This window comes from Streptomyces doebereineriae, assembly GCF_031845645.1.
GTDB classification, from domain to species: domain Bacteria; phylum Actinomycetota; class Actinomycetes; order Streptomycetales; family Streptomycetaceae; genus Streptomyces; species Streptomyces canus.
Window position 1 is genome coordinate 1 of record NZ_JAVREZ010000396.1, and the last position, 432, is coordinate 432.

The window sequence follows — 432 nt, forward strand, 5'->3', positions numbered from 1 at the left end:
CGCTGATGCCCACGCGCAGAATCGTTTCCGGGTCGTCGACGATCTCGGCGGTGCCGTCGATCGACACGCCGCGCAGGGTGTTGTACGTGTCGCCGTCCTCGATCATGACAGTGATCGTGGGGTCTCGGCGCAGGTTGACCGCCTTCTGCGACTTGGCCTTGGTCTCGAACCAGATCTCACCGTCGAGCACCGCGTACCACATCGCGACCAGGTGAGGTCGGCCGCTGGGCAGCACCGTGGCCATCGTCGCGGTCCGGCTGTGTTCGATGAATTCGGCGATCTCATCGTCGCTCATGACGATCTTCGTGCGCTCGTTCTTGCCCACCTGTCACCTCTCCACTCGGTCAGCCCACCATAGCCACGGGGTCACCGGTCCCTGCGAACCCGGTCGGTAACCCGATCGGCCGGTTACAGCACGCCGAACTGCGAAGT

Annotated in this window: 1 protein-coding gene; it reads right to left on the reverse strand. The window is 64.1% G+C overall.

The features are described from left to right. The coding region (locus RNB18_RS52480) for a pyridoxamine 5'-phosphate oxidase family protein (protein WP_311721114.1) at window positions 1-325 on the reverse strand (325 nt) is incomplete at its 3' end. Between the last annotated feature and the right edge of the window lie 107 nt (window positions 326-432).